Below are 14805 nucleotides of genomic sequence, written 5' to 3' on the forward strand. Positions count from 1 at the left end.
CAAGAAAAAAAGAAAAATCAGAACTAGCCCACTTTAAGTGGGCTTTATACGACCACAAACGAGTCGCGATGCCTGGATTTACAGCTATCTCGCAAATTCAACCTGAAAGAACTCCCAGGCCTGTTGGTTATCTGAAGCGGATAAATTACGATTTGCATCCGCCATTACATACTTTCCATGCGCTGTTTTTAAAGTCACTCTGTCGTTTGCATTTAAACATGCCCATCCGTTGGTATGGTTGTAAAGAGTAAATTTTTCCCAGCTCATGGCGACACCAGCTCTGACATCGACATTATGATTGTTATACGGCGTGGCGCGTAAGTAATGCCCGTTATGAGAGCGTATCGAAACCGTATCTCCACTCTGAATACAGCGATGATCCACCCACGGCTGAATATTGCCTTTTTGCTCTAATGCAAGAGTAAAAGTTTCCCATTCCGCAGCAGGAGCGGGCATGTTTTTTGCCTCATCGTTACCACCATAAACTGCTTGAATACGTGTGTTGTGGTGAGTGTTGAGCAGGGAAGCGGTATGGGCTCTTGCATAAGTGGATGAATAAGACGTTGCGTGATTTGTCCAATTAATTGTTGCAGTAATGGGGTTGTGGTCACTGATACTCTGATGAACCTCATCATAACGATTAGTAGAGAAGCTAATTTGCGAATTACCACGAAATGCAATGTGGTCAACGCCTTTACAGGGTCCCTTGATATCATTGATATTGGTATTGCCAGCAGCGTAACTGACCTGACTGCAAGCCCAGGTTAAGCCTAAATCTGTGGCCCAGCGCCCCAATTCTGACTGATCAGGGCCCGGTTGCCAGCCACCGTTGTCGATCCATGCATTGAAGTCTCCCATCACAATAACAGGGTAACCCACCGAATTTTGTTGGATAAACTGTTTTAGCTGATTGAACTGGCCCGTTTTTTCTTGACCATTACTGGTGTCCATATGGGTATTGTAAAAGTGAACTTTCAAGTCTTTTGCCAGCTGAACTTCGGTGAATGTGAAGCCTTTCTCCGTTTCACAATCAGGACTTGAACCATTTGCTATAAAGTCCGCATAGGTACCCTTACAGCTTGAATATTCGATATGGAGCTGTCTGCCATTGATAGGGTGTTTGGAAATAGTACTTAAACCGTCGCCAAAGCTGAAAATTCCACCCTGGAAGTGATCACTTCTATAAGGGTATTCTGTTGGGCTAAGTGAAGACATAACGGCATAGTTTCTAACCCAGTTCTCCTGAAGCCCGACAATATCGTAGGCCTGCCCGGTGATATAAGTGGAAGAGAATAACGAGGCTTGACTATCTGAAATCCCCTGCAAGCCTTCTGGAAAGCCCTTGATATTGGCCGCCATTATTTTAATTTGACCGCTCTGCCCAGCTAAGTGCTCCGGTTGGCTATAGCCTTGATTACCCACTGTGCCTGTAAATCCGACCTGAGTGCTGGAGCTAATCAAAATATCCCAAATTTCAGAAAAGGTGATCGCTGAAGCGGAAAAACTAAAACTCAGGCTTCCTACAATAAATGCAGTTTTTATTAGTTTATTTTTCATTTTATTGTTGTCCATGGTTTAAGTTAGCTGATTATAATTTTTATAAATTATTCTTTGGGAACATGCTTTTGGTTGAGGACGATATGGGTTGTATGCTTATGCTTGATTTGCCACCTCCTTGATTCATTGTCGCGGCTGAATATAAATGGCGTCTATTTGGATATAACCTTATAGAGTCTCCAGGGAGTTTAATGATAGTTACTGAATGCTGTTTATCAATAAATAATCCACCAATAAATAAGAAGAGACGTAATGGCCAAGGCTTAACACATAGGAATGTGCAAAAGAATTAGAGAATAGTAATTACCAGGAGAATAATGGGCAGGTGATACGAGTTAGTACCATGTGAATAGTAGCTTCAGTTCAATATTAGACTGGCCAGTTCCGCTTGTTGTCTTAGCTGCCAGCCTGATTAACAATGGTTACAACTTGAGTACACAGCGCCAACCTCGGGTGTAAGCACCTGAGAAATATTAACAATAATGTAGTAGGTGTACATACATGGAACTGGTAGGACCTCACCGGAGCCTCAGGCTTCTCTGCGCCCCCCTTCTTTTGGGTGTATTAATGGCTGGTTGTTCGGAATCCCCCGAGAATAGCCCCGAAAACCGTTTGGCTTTAGCTCAACAAGCACTCACCCTGACGCCGACTGATCCTGAGATAGCCGAGATATATCAGCGAACCTGTCGTAGCTGTCATAGTACCGGTGCCAGTGCGGCGCCACTCACTGGAGATATTGCCAGTTGGGAACCGCGTTTGGATAAGGGAATGGATGTACTGGTTGAACATGCAATTAATGGTTTCCAGGGTATGCCGCCCCTGGGCCTTTGTTTCGAGTGTTCACCGGATCAGTTTGAGCAGTTGATCGCCTTTATGGCCACTGCGGAGTGAGGGAATATGCAGCAATCACGTCGCCGCTTTATTACTACCATTGCCGCAGGCTCTACAGCCATAGCCGCAGCTCCAATCTCCTCTATTGCCCGCACTTTGGTACAGGCCAGCGATTCAGAAAAGCGCAAGGGTATCCGCTGGCGTAACTGGTCAGGTTCGCAAGAGTGTGTACCCAGTGAGCGCTTGGCCCCAAAAACAATTGCCGAACTGCAGCAACGCGTAGCTGAAGCCAGAGGAACTATTAGAGCTGTGGGGGCTGGGCATTCCTTTACAGCTTTGGTGCCAACAAATGACACCATTATTTCGCTGGGGCGCATTAGTGGTGTTGTCGATCACAACCAAGAAACTGCCCAGGCTACGATTTATGCGGGTACTCGAATAGCCGATCTGGGCCAGCCGCTGGAAGACATTGGTCAAGCCTTGATCAATCAGCCAGATATCGATGAGCAGACTCTCGGTGGGTGTTTAGCAACTGCCACCCATGGCACTGGGGCTGGTCTGGGCTGTATGTCCAGCTATGTTATGGGGCTAGAGCTAATTACTGCAGATGGCAACACTCTTTGGTGCGATGCGGAACAAAACCCAGAGGTATTCACTGCAGCAAAAGTTTCCCTGGGTAGCCTGGGCTTGGTGACCAAAGTACGTATGCAAAACCAGCCCAGTTACAAACTGCGACGAGAATCCTGGGTGGCTCCAATGGAGGAGCTTATTGAGCAGGCCGAGACGCTCGCGCGGGCGAACCGGAATTTCGAGTTCTACTATATTCCTTTCTCCGGCATGTGTATGGCGGATACCCATCAACTGACAGATGAGGAGATCTTCACCACTGAAAGGGAAGATACCAATGATGCGGTGATGACCCTTAAAACCGTGAGGGATTGGCTTGGTTGGTCTCCTAAATTGCGCCAATACGCCTTGCGGTCCGCAATGGAGGATATTGAAAAGGAAGTGGTTGTAGAGTCCTCCTGGCGCAACTATGCCAGTGAGCGAAATGTTCGCTTTAATGAGATGGAATACCATTTACCACGAGAAGCTGGCTTAGCCGCTTTTGCAGAGTTGAGGCGCACAATAGAAAAGAACAACCTCAATGTTTTTTTTCCTATTGAAGTACGTTTTGTGAAGGGTGATGATATTTGGCTGAGTCCTTTCTATCAGCAGGATTCTGTTTCTATCGCAGTGCACCGTTATTTTGAAGAGGATTACCAGCCCTTGTTCAAGGTACTGGAACCGATCATGCGTAAGCATGGTGGTAGGCCTCACTGGGGCAAACTCAATACTTTGCACAGGCAGGATTTCGCGAAATCATATCCTCGTTGGCAAGACTATCTTGAGGTCAGAAACGAGTTGGACCCCAACGGAAAATTCTTAAACCCTTACCTGAAGGAACTTGTTAGCTGATTGATGCTATAAGGGCTCCAGTACCATGAGTTACTGCCCAAACCAGGGACTGAAAATAAAACTGTGGAGAGGACTTTGGAGAAAGCACGGCGGAAATTCATACTGGGCGGTGCGGCATTAGGTGTTGCGGCTGCAGTGCCGCTTTTGAGGCCAAAAGCCTTGGGGCAGGGAGGTCACAGCAACTATTTCCAAAATATCTCCAAGGCACTGGATGCGGCTGGCTTCTCTGGCCCCACAATGGTGGTGGACTTAAATCGCCTTAAAGCCAATGCTGATGTGCTCTCTGGGCACCTGAGGGGACACTTTGACTATCGTATAGTTGCTAAGTCTTTACCGGCCCTGGGCTTGCTGGAGACGGTAGCCAAGCAGACAGGAACCCAGCGGTTTATGGTGTTCCACCTGCCTTTTTTGCGGCAGTTGGCACAGTCACAACCACAGGCGGACATACTGCTGGGTAAGCCACTCCCTATTGCCGCAGCAAAAAGCTTTTATAGCAGCCCGCCAACGAGTGGATTTAACTCCGCTCTACAACTTCAGTGGCTAATCGACAGCCCTATGCGTATGCAACAGTATGCGGCATTGGCAAATAATATTGGGCAAAAGCTTCGGATTAATATCGAACTTGATGTGGGGTTACATCGAGGTGGTGTCAGTGATGCCCAGAGCCTGACTAAAATGCTCAATATCATTCAGGCAGAACCACTGCTCAGTTTGTCGGGATTTATGGGTTATGACGCTCACGCGGCTAAGATGCCGGGGATTCTGGGTGGCCCAGAGCGGGCTATTGATCGTGGCTTGAATATTTACAGTCAAAGATTGGAGCAGGCCAAGCGCATAATAGGTGAGCAGTTTCCCAAGGAACTGACATTGAATGGCGCCGGTAGCCCAACTTACCAGCTCTATAAGAGCCGTTCAATTAGTGCACCCTGCAATGAATTAGCGGCGGGTTCCTGTTTGGTGAAGCCTACGGATTTTGATATTCCAACCTTGGATGATCATAGATCGGCTGCCTTTATTGCCAGTCCCATCTTAAAGAGACTACCGCAAACACAGATTCCTGGTTTGGAGAGTTTGACGGGGGCTATGCGCTGGTTAAACCCAAACCGCGAGCAAACATTCTTTATATCCGGGGGATATTGGAAGGCGCTGCCGGAATCTCCGAAAGGGCTTTCGATCAATCCTATCTATGGGCGCTCTACAAACCAGGAAATGCTCAATGCATCAAACCAGGTAGCCCTGAAAGAGGATGACTGGGTATTTCTGCGGCCAACTCAAAGTGAATCGGTATTTCTTCAATTTGGAGATATCGCTGTTTTCAATGGAGAAGAAATTATCGAACAGTGGCCAGTTTTAAGCAACTCTTAGCCTACTGACTAAAATTGGTAGGGATAGGGCAAAGGGTCAGGATGGCTATATGATTAGCTTTACAAAGGTACCTACAGAGCAAACATCTGCCGCAACAGATATTGTCCTCGTCATAATTGCGGCAATAATCTGGTTCTACTTATATCGATCCGATTTTCAGCCCTATTGGAAACGGTATGTATGGCTTTGTTTCTATGCTTTATTATTTTTAAGTGCTCTTTTGGCTGGTTTTATTCATGGGACAGAGACATCTCAAAATATTCGAGTTGGTTTGTGGTATACCTTGTTTATCTTTCTTGGTCTTTTTCTGGTGTCTTTTACCCTGGCCGTATTAAATGATCTTATTGGTGAATATTATTCTAAAAAGGCGCTCCCCTATGCCTTGTTAGCAGGTTTTATATTTTTCATTCTGGCGGTGGTGAAAACCTACGGTTTCTTAACATTTGTTGTTTACCAGGCTCTTGCAATGAGTCTAGTTGTTATCGGTTATGCCTGGCTAGGCTGGACCGGTCGTTTGCCAGGTGCCTGGTACATGGCTCTGGGTGGAGTTTTTTCCTTCACTGCCGTGGTTTTTCAGGTCAGAACGTCGCTTGAATTTACTTTTATTTGGACGTTTAACCACAATGGGGTTTATCACTTAGTGCAGGCGGTCGGCGTGTTGTTCTTTTTTGTGGGGATAAAGAAGTCATTTCAGGCTGTAATCTAATGAATTTTTGTGGGGCAGTGCTTTCTACTTGGTTGTAGCCTCTAAACTGCTTAGAACAAAAGGGATAGTGATAGAGTTGCTAAAGCTTATCGACGACATCCGTAGTGCCCAGGTATTTCTTATAATAAGGGTCAGAGTTATCTTTCTAAAAAATCGTGTTGTAGATAGTAATGTTCACAAGAAGGCTATTCTATGGGCGCCAGAAATACTATATACGAATATGGGACCGTCGCTAAATGGCTTCACTGGATCATAGCAGTTTTGTTTCTTGGATCTTATGTCAGCGTCTATTACCTTAAATGGTTTACCGAAAAAGACACGCCTGAAAACTGGACTGCGTTACAGCTTCATTTATCTATTGGTATTACGATTGGGGCGTTTGTACTGCTACGAATATTCTGGCGCTTCACCAATCCTGCACCCCGGCTGGAGCCTGGTTCCAGGTTAGAACACATTGCCGCCCGCACTTGGCATTTTCTGCTGTACTTAGTCATGATTATCGCACCACTCACCGGATACCTGGGTACCGGGGTGAATACCGAATATTTTTTCCTATTTGAAATCCCTCAATTCGCCGACACGTCGCTTTTTACAAGCCTTGTGCAAAATAAGATGGGAATGACCTTCAAGCAGTTCGAGGAACCTATCGATTTTATTCATAAAGAGGTGCTGGGAGAATGGTTGGTATGGCTGCTTATTCTTGTTCATACTTTGGCAGCTCTTTACCACCACTTTATAAAGAAAGATCGAACCCTGGTGCGAATGACTACTGGTTAAAAGAGAAATAACCACTCCCTCTAAAACCAACAATCTCGATAATCGTTCAAATGTTCCCTGATTTGGATTCAGATGTTAATAGCCTTAAATCCAGGGTGCTCTGTTTAACCTTTGACAATCTTGGCGAAGCTAGAAACGTGTTTCTTAAGAAGTCAGCTGTTCCGGATTGGGAAGCCCCAGAGATCACTATTGGATTTCCTCAAATTCTACAGCTGTTGGACCGCTTGAAAATACGTGCGACCTTTTTCGTAGAGGGGTGGAGTGCGCTGCACTATAAGGCGATCATTGAGAATATTCACAACGGGGGTCATGAGATAGGTCTGCACGGTTGGATTCATGAGCGCTTTGCCAGCTTGGATCAGAGAGCTGCCCGCCAATTTATTCATGATGGTTTAAGAGTCCTGCAGTTGCGTGGCATCCAGCCCTTTGGGTTTAGGGCCCCTGGTGGCCAAGTGGGTGCTTATACCCGGCAGATACTCGCTGATTATGGTTTTATATATGACTCAAGTGTGGAAACCGCTCTACCAAAATGTATCCCTAATGATGTAAGCGGATTCATTGGAGATAAAATCCAGCAGCAGGAAAATGGCTTGGTCTGTATTTCCTGGCAGTGGTTTATGGTGGATGCCGTTCACTACAGCCTTGCCGACAATGGTTTACGAGATCCGCAACTTTTATCCGACTACTGGAGCCAGCTGATCAGGAATATTGCACAGGCTAATGGCTTTGTAACATTGATTTGCCATGCCCATGTGACAGGCACTGATTCTAATCGCATGGTCGCTCTTGAAAAAGTGTTACGGTTGGCATTGGCGCTCGGCTACGAAATAGTCCCTGCAATTGATTTATGTACCCGTGTAAGGGGTCTCTCATTGGACGCTTGAATTGATGCGTTCTTGAAGAGTTAAAATGTATAAAACTCGGGTAACTTGTTTATTGCTCATTGGCAGGATTTGATACCAATTTGGCATAGATGTTTGGCTTTCGGTTCTCTAATCTTCTTCCCGTAAAACGGCACTGATCTTTTGAGAGGTTCTGGCCCTGTTGACACCAAGGCGTAACTGGATTGGTTGTTTGTCCCAGGGTCCTAAGTGGTAACTTATGAGAAGTTGTTTCTGCTGGTTATTGTGCTTCAGCTCTCTCTTATTGCTGGTAGGCTGTGACCCCCCGGGGGAGTTCCACCCCATAGCTGAGAAGAAGTCGTCGCTATTCCTATTAATAGAAAGTCTATAATCCCGTATCTGCTCAAGCTAGGGCATTGACTATCGAATTATCTCTCTTTGTATGCTTGGGCAAGGCAAGAGAAATAAGGGTTGCCAAAAGTAATAAGCCAGTGGATACCAGCAAACAGGCTTGTAAACCGGCAACTTGGAACACCCAACCGGATAGCAAAGTTCCGGCTAGGCGCCCTAGAGCATTGGCCATATAGTAAAAGCCCACATCCATCGAAACCCCATCGTCTCTGGCATAGGCAACAATCAAGTAACTGTGTACAGAAGAATTAACAGCAAATAACACCGCAAAAGCCATTAGGCCCAGGAGTATACTGAGCTGTGGGTGGAAGCCGGCATATAGTGCGAGGGCGATTAGGGCGGGTATCAGAGTCAGCCCACCTCCCCAGAGTAGGGCTGTCCGCCCATCGGGAATTTTTGGGGAAAAACTGGCAGTGATTTTGGGAGAAAAGGCTTGCACGGCTCCATAGCCGATGATCCAGCTGGCCAGAAAAGCACCGACCTGCCAATGGCTCCAGTTAAACTGGCTTGCAAGGAAAACGGGTAGGGCGATTACAAACCAAACATCACGCGAAGCAAATAGGAATAACCTTGCGGAAGCTAGAATATTCACCGAACGACTATTGGAGAAAACATCCCGGAAGCGGGCTTTAGTTTTCGCCTTGCCCAGATTTGTTCGCAGAAACTGCCCGCTCAATAGCAATAACACGGCGAGAGCTATTGCCATCAATAATATTGCCCCGCGAAATCCCAATAGTGCGAGCAGGGCTCCCCCCAGGAAGAAACCAACACCTTTGAGAGCGTTCTTGGAACCGGTCAGCAGAGCAACCCAGCGATATAGTGCCCCTTGCGCATCGCGGGGTAATAAGAGTTTAATCGAGCTTTTTGCACTCATTTTGTTAAGGTCTTTGGCAATGCCAGAGATTCCCTGAGCGGCCATAACCCAGGGCACGCTTAGATAGCTGGATGGAACCAGCAGCATAGCCAGGGCGCAAACCTGTAAGGTTAAGCCGAAATTCATTGTACGATTGAGACCCAGGCGTGCACCGAGCCACCCCCCCACTAGATTGGTCACAACCCCAAAAATTTCATAGAAAAGAAACAGGAAGGCTATTTCTATTGGGGAGTAACCTAAAGAGTGAAAATGCAGTAGCACCAGCATACGCAGTGCACCATCGGTCAAGGTAAAAGACCAATAATTGCCCGTCACCAATAAATACTGGCGTACTGAGGGTGAAAGAGTGGAAAAAAACTGCATTGGCTTTTCTTAACTTTTACTGCTTGGGCGCTATCTGGCCTGGAGGTCAGGCCAGCCTTTTTGAGAATTAATTGGGTAAGGGTTTATTGGTCCATAGTACCGATTAGGCGGGCCAACTCTGCCGTGCGATTTGCATAGCCCCACTCGTTGTCATACCAGGTATAAATCTTCACCTGGGTGCCATTAATCACCATGGTAGAGAGAGCATCGACGATGCTTGAACGGGGGTCAGTTTTATAGTCCACAGAAACCAGAGGACGCTCTTCATAGCCAAGAATATCTTTCAGCTCACCCTCGGCGGCCGCTTTTAGCAAGCCGTTCACTTCTTCAACAGTAGTCTTTCGTTCAAGCTCAAAAACGCAATCGGTTAAGGAAGCATTGGCCAGGGGAACCCGTACGGCATGGCCGTTCAGCCTACCACTCAGTTCTGGAAAAATCGCAGTGATTGCAGTAGCAGAACCGGTGGTGGTAGGGATTAGGCTGACTCCACAAGCTCTGGCGCGGCGCAGATCCCCATGGGGTGCATCGAGGATTGTCTGGGTGTTGGTGATGTCGTGGATCGTGGTGATGGAACCATGCTTGATACCCAGGTTTTCGTGTATCACTTTTACTACGGGGGCCAGGCAGTTGGTCGTGCAGGAAGCAGCTGTAATGATTCGGTGTTTGGCCGGATCATATATGTGTTGATTCACCCCCAAAACAATATTTGGCACCCCGGCTTCTTTCACAGGAGCCGAAACCAATACTCTTTTTACCCCCTGGCTCAGGTAATCCTCCAAAAGAGCGGTGGTTTTCATTTTCCCGGAGGCTTCGATGACAAGGTCACAAACACTCCAATCGGTATCGGCAATGGCAAGGTTGCGGCTACAGCTTATTTCCCGGCCATCAACGGTGATGGTGTTGTCGCTGGCTTCTGCGTTGTGCTGCCAACGCCCATGTACAGAGTCAAAATTGAGCAGGTGGGCAAGTGTTGGGGCATCTCCTGCGGGATCATTGATATGAATGAATTCAATTTCAGGCCAATCCCAGGCTGCACGCAGAACAAGTCGACCGATACGACCAAATCCATTGATTCCGACTTTGATAGCCATTTTGTATCTCCTAAGTGTTCCTGATATATGAAAAAGCGCATATATTCAGGTAAATTTTTACAGCGATTTGGTACAGTTACCTACTGGGAATTTGGGGCCTGTGTGGCTTAGCAACACAGGGTTGCCCTTTGGGGTCTGTCTCCCATCTGGATCAAATTGTGGAGGTCTTCCTCAATAAAATGTCTATTTGCCTGCAGGGTATCCTGAAGGATCGATTTGGCCCAATTGCCTAGTGCCGGGTTAATACGGTAGAAAACCCATTGCCCTTGGCGGCGGTCCTGCAATAGATCGGCACCGCGGAGGAGGGCCAAGTGACGGGAAATTTTGGGCTGACTCAATCCCATAGCGGCAGTGAGTTCGCACACACAAAGTTCCTCCTCGTGGGAGATCAACAATAATGTGCGTAGGCGGGTTTCATCTGCCAGACACTTGTAAAATTGAACTGGGTTCAATGCTTCCCCCAATATTTAGTTATGCCACTTTCGCGGCTTTGGTATACACCAGCACAAAAAGCTTGATGCGAGTACTTAGCTCTAGCACCGTTGTGTAAAAGGGCCGGAAGCAGTGGCGGTTGGCTGGATCTTCAAAATCCCAGGCTATTAGCTTGCCATGGCCTGCGGCGGGCACATACTCTTTGTGGCTTTTGTCGCACAGGGTAATGACCAACTCAAAATCTCGGTTGGAAACCTCCTGTAAGCTCTTGGAATAAAGCCCTTTAATCGGAATACCGAAACGCCGCAGTGCTCTGATAGCCCGGACATCCACAGGTGTGGGATCAGTCCCAGCACTGGACACCTCGAAGAATTCTCCCCCGTAGTAGCGCAACAAAGCTTCGGCGATTAAGGAACGAGCTGAATTTCCTGCGCAGATAAACAGGATGCGCCTCTTCATAGGAGTGCTCCAGAACGGTGTACCGTTCAACTTAGCCAGCATTATATATGGGAAATCGAATATTCAAAGGGATAAAAAAACCGGGAGTAAGCCCCGGTTATTTCTAAAATGTCTAGAGCTTAAACTCCGCCCAGACCGGTGCATGGTCTGAGGGGCGTTCCATCGCGCGGATATCATAATCCACCCCTGTGGCTACGCAGCGCTCCATCAGGGGACTTGAAGCCATAATCAAGTCGATCCTAAGTCCACGCTTTGGCTCACGGTCAAAGCCTTTACTACGGTAATCAAACCAGCTGAACACATCATCTGTATCGGGGTTCTTCACGCGGAAGGTATCCTCCAAGCCCCAGGCCTTAATCTTCTGTAGCCACTCGCGTTCCTCTGGAAGGAAGCTACACTTGCCATCGCGTAGCCAGCGCTTGCGATTGGGCTCGCCGATACCGATATCCAGATCACTTGGAGAGATATTCATATCGCCAATGACCAATACCGGCGCTTCGGGATCGCAGGTGGTCTGCAGATAGGTATCCAGGTCTGCGTAGTATTTCTCCTTCGCTGGGAATTTTACCGGGTGCTCACGATTTTCTCCCTGGGGGAAGTAACCATTGATGACCGTGAGAGGTTTGGGGCCATCAATATCGAATTTTCCCATCACCATACGGCGCTGGGCATTTTCGTCATCAGTTGGGAAGCCATATTCGCGATCAATAAATGGCAGGCGTGAAAGCAGGGCAACACCATAGTGTGTTTTTTGGCCAAAAAAGATCAGCTCATAACCCAGGTCGCGGATAGCATCCACGGGAAAGTCTTCATCGGTAACCTTGGTCTCCTGAAGACCAATGATATCGGGTTGATGGCTATCTACCAGAGCCTGCATCTGGTGTAGGCGTGTACGAATGCTGTTGACGTTAAAGGAAACGACTTTCATTTCTTCCCCCAAATGAAAAAGGTCGGGCTTGCCCGACCTATAAGTTTCTGTGCGCTCTGGGTGATTCACCCAGAGCAGATCACATTTTTAGAAGTTGGCTACTTGCGGTGGAGCCTTGCTGGCCTTGTCTGCCAGTCCAATAAAGTCCGCCATTATATAGCCCGCTTCGTTCAAGATTGGATCTTTTTCCAGCTTGATCTCTACAGGACCACCGATGGCCGCCACTTCTTCCGACTCACTCTCTTCATAAGCCTCGAAATCCTTGTAGGGCTCTAGGCCTTTGGCTTCGCGGCGGCGGTTCTCCATGGAGAGCAGGCGCTGGTTTACATTTTCTCGCTCTTGCTCGCGCATCACTTCATTGAGAGAGAGATGTTTTTTGTCGGCGCGTTCGCTTTCAAATTTGAATTGATCGCGCAGGAAAACGAAGTCCGGATCCGATGCAGTGCGCTTGGTGTGCTTGCTGATCAGGTCGGGAATCAAAGTTTTCAGATTGAAATACTTAGCGTGTGGTACCGCGTGGATACGATCCCAAGGCAGGGCGGTATCGTACGAGCTCTCACCAACACTCTCAGTATCGATAAGCTGTGGCATGGGGATATCCGGTTTTACACCGGCATGCTGAGTGCTGTCACCGGATACGCGGTAAAACTTGGACTGGGTGATCTTTAACTGGCCTTCTTTCAGGGGGGCCATGGTCTGCACGGTGCCTTTACCGAAGGACTGGTTACCAACCACTAGACCACGGTTGTAGTCTTGAATGGCGCCAGCGAAGATTTCGGATGCGGAGGCCGACAAGCGATTGATCAATACCATCAGCGGACCGCGATACATGGCGCGGGAGCGGGAGCGGTTGTGCCGCGAAATCTGCTCGTTGGCGTGGCGAATTTGTACTACTGGACCCTGGTCGATGAACAGGTCGGTCAGCATGGTGGCTTCCTGTAGAGAGCCGCCGCCATTATTGCGCAAATCCAGGATGATGCCGTCAACCTTTTCCTCTTGCAGTTCATTGAGCAACCTGGCCACATCGCGGGTGGTGCTCTTGTAGTTGGGATCACGGCGACGGTAGGCATCGAAGTCAATATAGAAAGTCGGCAGATTGATTACGCCGATCTTGTAGTTCTTCTTGCCATCCGAAAACTCGAACACGGCTTTCTTGGCAGCCTGGTCTTCAAGCTTAACTTTACTACGCTTGATCAGGATGGTTTTGTGGGTGCCATCACCGCCAGTGGGAACCGTTTCCAGGCGAACGTAGGTCCCGGCTTTACCGCGTATCAGGTCTACCACGTCGTCAAGGCGCCAGCCGACAACATCAACCATTTCGCCTTCTTTATCCTGGCCGACACCTACGATCTTGTCATTTGGCTTGATTTTGCCAGTGCGGTCAGCAGGACCGCCAGCTACGAGGCGTGCCACTTTGGTGTACTCCTCGTCCGCTTGCAACACTGCACCGATGCCCTCGAGGGACAGAGACATGCTCATGTTGAAGTTTTCCAGGGAGCGAGGGGAAAGATAGTTACTGTGGGGATCGTAGAGACGGGTCAACGAGTTCATATAGAGCTCGAACACATCATTACTGTTTTGCTGCTCAAGACGCTTCTTCTGGCCTTTGTAGCGGCGTTCCAACAGGTCGCGAATCTCTTCATCCTTTTTACCTGTGAGTCTCAGGTTCAGGACGCTGCTCTTCAGGCGCTTGCGCCACAAGTCATCGGCATCATTGATGGAGGTGGGCCATTGGCTGTCCTCACGGTCAAGCTCCAGGGATTCATCGCGATTGAAATCGAACGCGGGTAATCCATCCTCTAACTGAGAGAGGATATTGTCCAGCCGATCCCCCATACGAAGGCGGAAACGGTTGTAAATCTCAAAGCCCGCTTTGACATCACCAGCACGCAGCTGGTCGTCCAGCTTGGTTTGCCATTCACGGAACTCATTGATGTCTGAGGCGAGGAAGTAGCTTTTGGTGGGGTCTAGAGCATCGATGTACTCATCCCAAAGGTCTTCCGACATTTCGTCTCCGACCTTGATCTTGTTGTAGTGCAGCATTTCTAGCTTGCCGACAATCTCCCTGGCAGTACTGCCCTGATCCTTTTCAGGAGCCAGGGGCTCGGTCTCTGCCAGAGCGGTTGTGGAAAGCAGGCCAATGACCAAGAAGCCGGAAAATAGAGCGGCGATCCGATTGGTAAGCATAGGGAGTCTCTTTATACGTCCTACTTCATAGGCGACCAGCCTTTATGGCTTGGCGACCTATAGCTTAGGACAAGTATAAAGGCTGAAAGCTCCAAAGGGCATGAAATACCTCCAATCAGAGATGGATCCTTCCCTAATTAGGTCGATTTAGCAAAATGGATTTTCCTTAAACCTGTCACCTGAGGCATTTTTTCTCATTTCGTGAGCTTGGATATGTATGGTCATCATCAATGTGAACAATGATTTACGTGACAAAGTGTTCTTCAGTAAGGCTTTGACAGAGAAGTTTGAGACATAGGAAGGCGATGCCAGCACCCTTTGTGTGGGTATTCTAGATTGAGGTTATGCCAGGTTCAGTAGGGGGATGTGGCTATCCGTTAGGGGCTTGTTAGAACAGATCAGAGCATCTGAAGGGGCGAAAATAAGAGTTGGCGGTACCGTCTGTTCATGCCGCCGTTAGTCCTCTATGTGAAATGAGTTGGCCCGGCAGAACACTCATAACCGATGCTACCAGAAGCTGAATA

13 protein-coding genes are annotated in these 14805 nt (G+C 48.1%); 6 read left to right on the forward strand and 7 right to left on the reverse strand.

Going from position 1 to position 14805, the window contains the following annotated elements; all coding sequences use genetic code 11:
- Positions 1 to 84: 84 nt before the first annotated feature.
- Positions 85 to 1557, reverse strand: a complete 1473-nt coding sequence (locus LC073_RS09355; RefSeq protein WP_226646378.1) for an endonuclease/exonuclease/phosphatase family protein — start codon at positions 1555 to 1557, stop codon at positions 85 to 87.
- A gap of 567 nt (positions 1558 to 2124) precedes the next feature.
- On the opposite strand from LC073_RS09355, the gene LC073_RS09360 reads away from it, so the two are divergent.
- The 6 genes from LC073_RS09360 to LC073_RS09385 all read left to right on the forward strand — a co-directional run bounded on the left by LC073_RS09360 (position 2125) and on the right by LC073_RS09385 (position 7578).
- Complete coding sequence (locus LC073_RS09360; RefSeq protein ID WP_226646380.1) at positions 2125 to 2448, forward strand: c-type cytochrome; 324 nt, start codon at positions 2125 to 2127, stop codon at positions 2446 to 2448.
- Positions 2449 to 2454: 6 nt separating this feature from the next.
- Positions 2455 to 3846 carry a D-arabinono-1,4-lactone oxidase gene (locus LC073_RS09365; RefSeq protein ID WP_226646383.1) on the forward strand — a complete coding sequence of 464 codons (1392 nt, stop codon included), beginning with the start codon at positions 2455 to 2457 and terminating at the stop codon, positions 3844 to 3846.
- Between the two features lie 75 nt (positions 3847 to 3921).
- Complete coding sequence (locus LC073_RS09370) at positions 3922 to 5211, forward strand: DSD1 family PLP-dependent enzyme (protein WP_226646385.1); 1290 nt, start codon at positions 3922 to 3924, stop codon at positions 5209 to 5211.
- Positions 5212 to 5260: 49 nt separating this feature from the next.
- On the forward strand, positions 5261 to 5917 hold the full coding sequence (locus tag LC073_RS09375; RefSeq protein ID WP_226646387.1) for a DUF6962 family protein: 657 nt from the start codon (positions 5261 to 5263) through the stop codon (positions 5915 to 5917).
- 192 nt (positions 5918 to 6109) lie between these two features.
- On the forward strand, positions 6110 to 6694 hold the full coding sequence (locus LC073_RS09380; protein WP_226646389.1) for a cytochrome b: 585 nt from the start codon (positions 6110 to 6112) through the stop codon (positions 6692 to 6694).
- A gap of 50 nt (positions 6695 to 6744) precedes the next feature.
- On the forward strand, positions 6745 to 7578 hold the full coding sequence (locus LC073_RS09385) for a polysaccharide deacetylase family protein (protein ID WP_226646391.1): 834 nt from the start codon (positions 6745 to 6747) through the stop codon (positions 7576 to 7578).
- Positions 7579 to 7939: 361 nt separating this feature from the next.
- Here the strand turns inward: LC073_RS09385 and arsJ are convergent, their stop codons facing one another.
- The 6 genes from arsJ to LC073_RS09415 form a co-directional block, all read right to left on the reverse strand.
- Positions 7940 to 9184: an organoarsenical effux MFS transporter ArsJ gene (arsJ, locus tag LC073_RS09390; RefSeq protein WP_226646393.1), complete on the reverse strand. Its 1245-nt coding sequence runs from the start codon at positions 9182 to 9184 to the stop codon at positions 7940 to 7942.
- Positions 9185 to 9267: 83 nt separating this feature from the next.
- Positions 9268 to 10275: an ArsJ-associated glyceraldehyde-3-phosphate dehydrogenase gene (locus LC073_RS09395; RefSeq protein WP_226646396.1), complete on the reverse strand. Its 1008-nt coding sequence runs from the start codon at positions 10273 to 10275 to the stop codon at positions 9268 to 9270.
- 107 nt (positions 10276 to 10382) lie between these two features.
- On the reverse strand, positions 10383 to 10727 hold the full coding sequence (locus LC073_RS09400; protein ID WP_152453630.1) for a metalloregulator ArsR/SmtB family transcription factor: 345 nt from the start codon (positions 10725 to 10727) through the stop codon (positions 10383 to 10385).
- A 19-nt stretch (positions 10728 to 10746) separates the two neighbouring features.
- Complete coding sequence (locus tag LC073_RS09405) at positions 10747 to 11166, reverse strand: arsenate reductase ArsC (protein WP_226646398.1); 420 nt, start codon at positions 11164 to 11166, stop codon at positions 10747 to 10749.
- A 112-nt stretch (positions 11167 to 11278) separates the two neighbouring features.
- Positions 11279 to 12094 carry an exodeoxyribonuclease III gene (xthA, locus tag LC073_RS09410; RefSeq protein WP_226646400.1) on the reverse strand — a complete coding sequence of 272 codons (816 nt, stop codon included), beginning with the start codon at positions 12092 to 12094 and terminating at the stop codon, positions 11279 to 11281.
- Positions 12095 to 12181: 87 nt separating this feature from the next.
- The gene (locus LC073_RS09415; protein ID WP_226646401.1) at positions 12182 to 14281 is read right to left on the reverse strand and encodes a carboxy terminal-processing peptidase; all 2100 of its coding nucleotides are present in this window, start codon (positions 14279 to 14281) and stop codon (positions 12182 to 12184) included.
- Positions 14282 to 14805: the final 524 nt, after the last annotated feature.

This window comes from Microbulbifer variabilis (genome assembly GCF_020524905.1).
GTDB lineage: Bacteria > Pseudomonadota > Gammaproteobacteria > Pseudomonadales > Cellvibrionaceae > Microbulbifer > Microbulbifer variabilis_A.